General features: G+C 61.6%; 6 protein-coding genes. 3 read left to right on the forward strand and 3 right to left on the reverse strand.

Features of this window, described 5'->3' with window-relative positions; translation table 11 throughout:
- The 3 genes from ACEW8G_RS02845 to ACEW8G_RS02855 all read right to left on the reverse strand — a co-directional run.
- Positions 1-902 (reverse strand): ribonucleotide-diphosphate reductase subunit beta (locus tag ACEW8G_RS02845; protein WP_373486935.1); only part of this gene is annotated, 902 nt, incomplete at its 3' end.
- A 1-nt stretch (position 903) separates the two neighbouring features.
- Positions 904-1,383, reverse strand: a complete 480-nt coding sequence (locus ACEW8G_RS02850) for an endonuclease domain-containing protein (protein ID WP_373486936.1) — start codon at positions 1,381-1,383, stop codon at positions 904-906.
- Between the two features lie 71 nt (positions 1,384-1,454).
- Positions 1,455-3,311, reverse strand: a complete 1,857-nt coding sequence (locus ACEW8G_RS02855; protein ID WP_373486940.1) for a ribonucleoside-diphosphate reductase subunit alpha — start codon at positions 3,309-3,311, stop codon at positions 1,455-1,457.
- Between the two features lie 704 nt (positions 3,312-4,015).
- Between ACEW8G_RS02855 and ACEW8G_RS02860 the strand changes: the two genes are divergently transcribed.
- From ACEW8G_RS02860 to ACEW8G_RS02870, 3 genes are all read left to right on the forward strand, one after another.
- Positions 4,016-5,539, forward strand: coding sequence for a fumarate hydratase (locus ACEW8G_RS02860; RefSeq protein WP_373486937.1), 1,524 nt, complete (start codon positions 4,016-4,018; stop codon positions 5,537-5,539).
- A gap of 273 nt (positions 5,540-5,812) precedes the next feature.
- Positions 5,813-6,040, forward strand: coding sequence for a type II toxin-antitoxin system HicB family antitoxin (locus tag ACEW8G_RS02865; protein ID WP_373486938.1), 228 nt, complete (start codon positions 5,813-5,815; stop codon positions 6,038-6,040).
- Between the two features lie 229 nt (positions 6,041-6,269).
- On the forward strand, positions 6,270-7,110 hold an 841-nt coding region (locus ACEW8G_RS02870; RefSeq protein WP_373486939.1), incomplete at its 3' end, for a MipA/OmpV family protein.

The following is a 7,110-nucleotide window of genomic DNA, read 5'->3' on the forward strand; positions in this document are numbered from 1 at the left end:
GCGCGGGTTTCGAAGAAGTTGGCGTGTTCCACCCCGTTGAGCAGCGGGGCGAGCCAGGGCAGGGGGTGGTCCTCGATCATGTAGATCGGCTGGAAGCCCAGCTGGCCCAGCCGCCAATCGGCGATGTAGCGGATGTAGCGCTTGATCTCCTTGGCGGTCATGCCGTGGACCGGGCCTTGCTCGAACGCCAGATCGATGAACGCATCTTCCAGCCGCACGGTCTTCTGGCAGCAATCGATGATGTCCTCGCGCACCGCCTTGGTCAGGCAATCGCGTTCGGCGCAGAACGCGTGGAACAGCTTGGTGATGCCTTCGCAGTGCAGGCTTTCGTCGCGCACCGACCAGCTGACGATCTGCCCCATGCCCTTCATCTTGTTGAAGCGCGGGAAGTTCATCAGCATCGCGAACGATGCGAACAGCTGCAGCCCTTCGGTAAAGCCGCCGAACATGGCGAGCGTGCGCGCGATGTCTGCGTCATTGTCGACGCCGAACTGGCTGAGATAATCGTGCTTGGCGCGCATTTCCTCATATTCGAGGAACATGCCGTATTCGCTCTCGGGCATGCCAATGGTGTCGAGCAGGTGCGAGTATGCCGCGATGTGCACGGTTTCCATGTTGGAAAACGCGGTGAGCATCATCTTGACCTCAACCGGCTTGAACACACGGCCGTATTTGTCGTGGTAGCAATCCTGCACCTCGATATCGGCCTGGGTGAAGAAGCGGAAAATCTGGGTGAGCAGGTTGCGCTCGTGCTCGGAGATTTTCTGCGCCCAGTCGCGGCAATCCTCGCCCAAGGGCACCTCTTCGGGCATCCAGTGGATCTGCTGCTGCCGCTTCCAGAAATCATAGGCCCAGGGGTATTCAAAGGGCTTGTAGGTGTTGCGGGATTCCAAAAGGGACATGTTATTGCTCCGTAGTCCCCTCTCCCGGCGGGAGAGGGAGGGGCCCAGGCAAAGCCTGGGAGGGTGAGGGTGATGCGGCTGAGCGAAGGTTGTCACCTTCACCCTTCCGCGATTTCGTTGTTCCTTCCCTCTCCCCAAGGGAGAGGGATATGTCGTTCAGCACGCCTTCCGGATCGGGCAGGACGTCGCTGTTCCAGAACCGGATGACGCGATAGCCCTGCGCCTCGATAAAGCGGGTGCGGGCGGCGTCATAGTCGGCCTGTATGTCGTGCTGGCCGCCGTCCACTTCAATCACCAGCTTCGCGCGGAAGCTGAGGAAATCCGCAAAATACGGCCCGATGGGCACCTGCCTGCGAAACCGCGCAGCCGGGAAGTTCTCGCGCAATGCCAGCCACAGCGCGCGCTCTGCATCGGTGGCATCGCGGCGCAGCTGGCGGGCGCGGGGGACGGTGCCGGAGGGTTGACGGTGGTAGGTGCGCATGATCGCTGGCCTGTCACCCTCACCCTTCCGCCGCTGCGCGGCTCCCTCCCTCTCCCAGTGGGAGAGGGAATTTACTGGCACGCCAGGCATTCGTCGTAATCCGTCGTTTCGCCGATCTCGAACTTGGGTGCCTCAATCGTGTTGTCCGCTTCCACACCGCCGGCAAAGCCTGCGCGCTGGACGCTTTTCGAGCGCAGGTAATAGAGCGACTTGATGCCCAGTTCCCATGCGCGGAAGTGCAGCATCAGCAGGTCCCATTTGTCGACATCGGCCGGGATGAACAGATTGAGCGACTGCGCCTGATCGATAAACGGCGTGCGGTCGGCGGCGAGTTCGAGCAGCCAGCGCTGGTCGATCTCGAAGCTGGTCTTGAACGCGTCCTTTTCTTCCGCGCTCAGGAAATCGAGATGCTGGACCGAGCCGCCCTTCTCAAGGATCGTGTTCCACACATTGGCCGAATCCTTGGACTTGTCCTTGAGCAGCTTTTCCAGATACGGGTTCTTGACCACGAAGCTGCCCGAGAGCGTCTTGTGGGTGTAGATGTTCGCCGGGATCGGCTCGATGCACGCCGACGTCCCGCCGCAGATGATCGAGATCGACGCGGTCGGCGCGATCGCCATCTTGCAGCTGAACCGCTCCATCACGCCCTGATCGGCAGCATCGGGGCAGGGACCGCGCTCGTGCGCGAGCATCATCGAGGCTTCGGAGGCCTTGGCGTGGATGTGCTTGAAGATCTTCATGTTCCACGATTTGGCGAGCGCGGATTCAAAGCCGAGACCGCGCGCCTGCAGGAACGAGTGGAAACCCATCACCCCCATGCCGACCGAGCGTTCGCGCATCGCGCTGTAACGCGCGCGGTCCATTTCGGGCGGGGCGCGGTCGATATAATCCTGCAGCACGTTGTCGAGGAAGCGCATCACATCCTCGATGAACAGCTTGTCGTCGTGCCACTGGTCCCAGGTCTCGATGTTGAGCGAGGACAGGCAGCACACGGCGGTGCGGTCATTGCCGAGGTGATCGCGGCCCGTGGGCAGCGTGATTTCGCTGCACAGGTTTGATGTCGAGACCTTGAGGCCGAGGTCGCGGTGATGCTTGGGCATCATGCGATTCACGGTGTCGTTGAACACGATATAGGGCTCGCCGGTGGCAAGGCGCGTTTCGACCAGCTTCTGGAACAGCGCGCGGGCGTTGACCGTGTTGCGCACCTCGCCGGTCTTGGGGCTGACGAGATCAAAGTCGGCGCCGTCGCGCACCGCCTCCATGAACTTGTCGGTCAGGAGCACGCCGTGGTGCAGGTTCAAGGCCTTGCGATTGAAATCGCCGGAAGCCTTGCGGATTTCAAGGAACTCCTCGATTTCCGGGTGGCTGACATCAAGATAGCAGGCTGCCGATCCGCGCCGCAGCGAGCCCTGGCTGATCGCCAGCGTCAACGAATCCATCACGCGGACGAACGGGATGATGCCGCTGGTCTTGCCGTTGAGGCCGACCGGCTCGCCGATGCCGCGCACATTGCCCCAATAGGTGCCGATGCCGCCGCCGCGCGAGGCCAGCCAGACGTTCTCGTTCCAGGTGTTGACGATGCCCTCAAGGCTGTCATCGACGCTGTTCAGATAGCACGAAATCGGCAGGCCGCGCCCCGTGCCGCCGTTCGACAGCACCGGCGTTGCGGGCATGAACCACAGCTTCGAGATGTAATCATACAGCCGCTGGGCGTGGTCCTGATCGTCGGCATAGGCATCCGCCACGCGCGCAAACAGGTCCTGGTAATTTTCGCCGGGCAGCAGATAGCGGTCTTCGAGCGTTTCCTTGCCGAAATCGGTAAGCAACACGTCGCGGCTTTTGTCAGTCACAATCGTGAAGCGGCGTTCCTCGACCGCCTTGCTGTCGCGCGCCTCGGCGGGCCTGGCATGGGCTGCGGTGCTCGCCATCGCGATCAACGACTGTTCGGCAGCGCTGGAGCTGCCCGCTGCCTCGCCCGTGCTGCCTGCCTTTTCGGCTGCTTCCAATACATCTGAATCACCCATATCGCCCGTGTTGCCTTTGACCGTATCTCTGAAATCCATGGCGTCCTCGTTCAACTGTTGGGCGGAACTTTGTTCCACTTGTGTTCGACTCGGGGCGCAAGCGACCCGTATAGCATCTTGGGCAGCCAGCGGGGGAAAATTTATCCCCAACGGATCGCTGAAACAGGGTCAAAAACCCCTTGACGCAAGGCAGCATAACTGCCCGCGCGTTTCCACGTAACCACCGTTGTTGGTATGCCCTGCTTGCCTAGCCCACAACCTATAGTGCCTCATCCTGATTCCGGCGCAAGAGGGTAAATGGTTAATTTAGGTCACCGTTCATCGCATGTGGGATTCGTTTCGTCGCGGTGCGCGCGCACCGGCTGGTCGCGACGCGCGGGCGCAGGCGGGTCCGGAAAAGCGCAAGTGGTCAAATGCATGAGAGCAGATTTTTTCCTGTCCACAGGCTTATGCACGCCAAGTTATCCACCTGTGGATGGATCAGGCCGAATATCAAACCGCATTTGCGCGAACGCCACATTGCGATAGGATGGCGGTCACAATAAAACGGTCGCACATCAATCGCCTGCGCGTACATCTGCGCGCCACGCACCCCGGGGGGAGATCATATGACCGTCACCATTCGCGCCGCCGATCTGGTTGAAAGCGTCGCCGACGCGCTGCAATTCATCAGCTATTACCACCCGATGGATTATATCCGCGCGCTGGGCGAGGCCTATGAGGCCGAACAATCGCCCGCCGCCAAGGATGCGATTGCGCAAATCCTCACCAACAGCCGGATGTGCGCCGAGGGCCACCGGCCGATCTGCCAGGACACCGGCATCGTCAACGTGTTCGTCAAATGGGGCATGGATTGCCGGATGGACGATACGTCGCGCTCCTTGCAGGAGATCGTCGATGAAGGCGTGGCGAAAGCCTATCTGCACCCTGAGAACAAGCTGCGCGCCTCGGTGCTGGCCGATCCCGCGTTCACCCGGCGCAACACGAAGGACAACACCCCGTGCGTGCTGCATGTCGAGATGGTGCCGGGGACCCACGTGCATGTCGATGTCGCGGCCAAGGGCGGCGGCAGTGAGAACAAATCCAAGTTCAAGATGATGAACCCGTCGGACAATATCATCGACTGGGTGCTTGAGATGATCCCGCAGATGGGCGCAGGCTGGTGCCCGCCGGGGATGCTCGGCATCGGCATCGGCGGCACGGCGGAGCACGCGGTGCTGCTCGCCAAAAAGGCGCTGATGGACCCGATCGACATGGGGCCGCTGAAACAGCGCGGCGCCCGGAGCGACATCGAGGCGATGCGCATCGAGATTTTCGACAAGGTCAACGCGCTGGGCATCGGCGCGCAGGGGCTGGGGGGCCTGTCTACTATCCTTGATGTGAAGATCATGGACGCGCCGTGCCATGCCGCTGGAAAGCCGGTGGCGATGATCCCCAATTGCGCCGCCACCCGCCACGCACATTTCTCGCTCGACGGCTCAGGCCCGGCCTATCTTGAAGCGCCACGCTTAAGCGAATGGCCCGATGTCAACTGGACCCCCGACAAGGCCGCGATCCGCGTCGATCTCGATGCGCTGACGCCTGAGGTGGTGCAAAGCTGGAAGCAGGGCGACCGGCTGCTCTTGAATGGCAAGATGCTGACCGGGCGCGACGCGGCGCACAAGCGCATCCAGGACATGCTGGCCAAGGGCGAGCCGCTGCCGGTCGAGTTCCGGGGGCGTGTCATCTATTACGTTGGCCCGGTCGATCCGGTGGGCGAGGAGATCGTCGGCCCTGCCGGCCCCACTACCGCGACGCGGATGGACAAGTTCACGCGTATGATGCTGGAGCAGGGCCTGCTGGCGATGGTCGGCAAGGCCGAGCGCGGCCAGGCGGCGGTCGAGGCGATCCGCGATCACAAGAGCGCCTATCTGATGGCAGTCGGCGGCGCGGCCTATCTGGTGGCGCGCGCGATCAAGGGCAGCGAGGTCGTCGGTTTTCACGATCTGGGCATGGAGGCGATCTACGAGTTTGAGGTCAGCGATTTCCCCGTGACCGTCGCGGTGGACGCAGACGGCAACAACGTCCACCAGCTCGCGCCGCTGGTGTGGAAAGAGCGGATCGCGAAGGAAGGGTTGCTGGCGGGGGTATAACGTTGCGGTCGGTGCGGGTCTCTCTCTCTCCCGTCATGCTGAACTCGTTTCAGCATCCATGGTGCGTCCAGGCTCGGTGGGTGCGGGAGGAGGGATGGACCCTGAAACAAGTTCAGGGTGACGGGCCGGTGCGGGGCAGCCATTACATCTACAAACATGCCGTGATTTCAGACCGGATCAATGTTTAGCCCGATGGCAAGTCTGCCAAGCGCTATAAATGCGCCAGCTTCTGGTTATAATTGGAGCCAACGGATTCTCGCTGGACGACATCGCATGACCCCGCATTACCATATCAACCTGTTCTGGTCTGCAGAAGACGAAAGCTGGATTGCCGACGTGCCAGACCTGAAGCACTGCAGCGCGCACGGCCCTTCGCCCGAGGCTGCGGCTGCCGAGGTTGCGGTTGCAATCGCGCTGTTTGTCGAGAGTCTCGAAGCCGATGGCCTGCCGGTGCCAGAGCCGCGCTATCGTCCAGCGCATCATGGCACACGCGCTGCTTGAGCCGTTCGGGACCGGGCATGTTGGTATGCTGACCCTTGGCCAACGTATAGGACAGGCCTGTCAATTACCCATAATGTGTTCCTGTCAGGGGAACGCGCCCTTGCCGGCCCACAGATTGGCCATCAACCCGCCATATTTTGTTGCAATGCAACATTTGATGCATATGTGCGTTTGCGTTTCAGGCCGTTGCACATTGTTGGGCTAAATCTTTCAGGACCTCGTCTCGCTCATGTTCACCAGATTGTTTGTCACGCTTGCCCTGATGATGGGCACCACAGCCTCTGCGCTGGCCCAGGACACGCAGTCGGATTTTGAGCCCGCCCCGGGCACCGTGGTCATCATCAAGCCGACGCCTTCCAACCTGAGACCTTATGGTCCGAGCGACGCGGAGCTCGAATTGCTCGGCTTTGGCGCGCGGCTGTCGCAATCGGTGTTCGCGCAGGATTTCTATATGACCGTTGGGCTGGGCGCGGGGTTCGTGCCGAGCTATGAGGGATCAGACCAATATGTGTTGTTCCCCGCGCCCGTTCTTCAGGGCAGCTACAAGGGCTACGCTTTTGCCACGCGCGGCCCCGGCCTGTTTGTTGACCTGGTCAAGGACCCGCTGTTCCCCAAGGTGGAGTATATCGCTGGCCCGCTGATCAGGGCGCGGTTTGATCGTAACGTGCGCATCCGCGACGATGTCGTCGAACGGCTGGGCAAGCTTGATATCGCGGTAGAGCTGGGCGGCAGCGCCGGGGTCAAGGTCAACCGCATTTTCCATCGTTTCGACAGCCTGACCTTCCAGACCGACGCGGTGTTCGATGTCGCAGGCGCGCATTCGGGCGCGGTGGTGACGCCCTCGATCAGCTACGGCACACCGCTGGGAGAGGCTGGCGTGTTCAACCTGACGGTCTCGGGCGATGTCGTCGATAACAGCTTTGCCGATTATTATTTCAGCGTCGATGCCCCCGGCAGCGCCGCCTCCGGCCTGCCGCAGTTCCGCGCGCGGGGCGGCTTGAAATCGGTCGGGGCAAGCGCGCTCATCGCCTACGACCTGTCGGGCAACGCGCTCGACGGCGGCAGATCGG

Source organism: Blastomonas sp. (assembly GCF_041747255.1).
GTDB lineage: Bacteria > Pseudomonadota > Alphaproteobacteria > Sphingomonadales > Sphingomonadaceae > Blastomonas.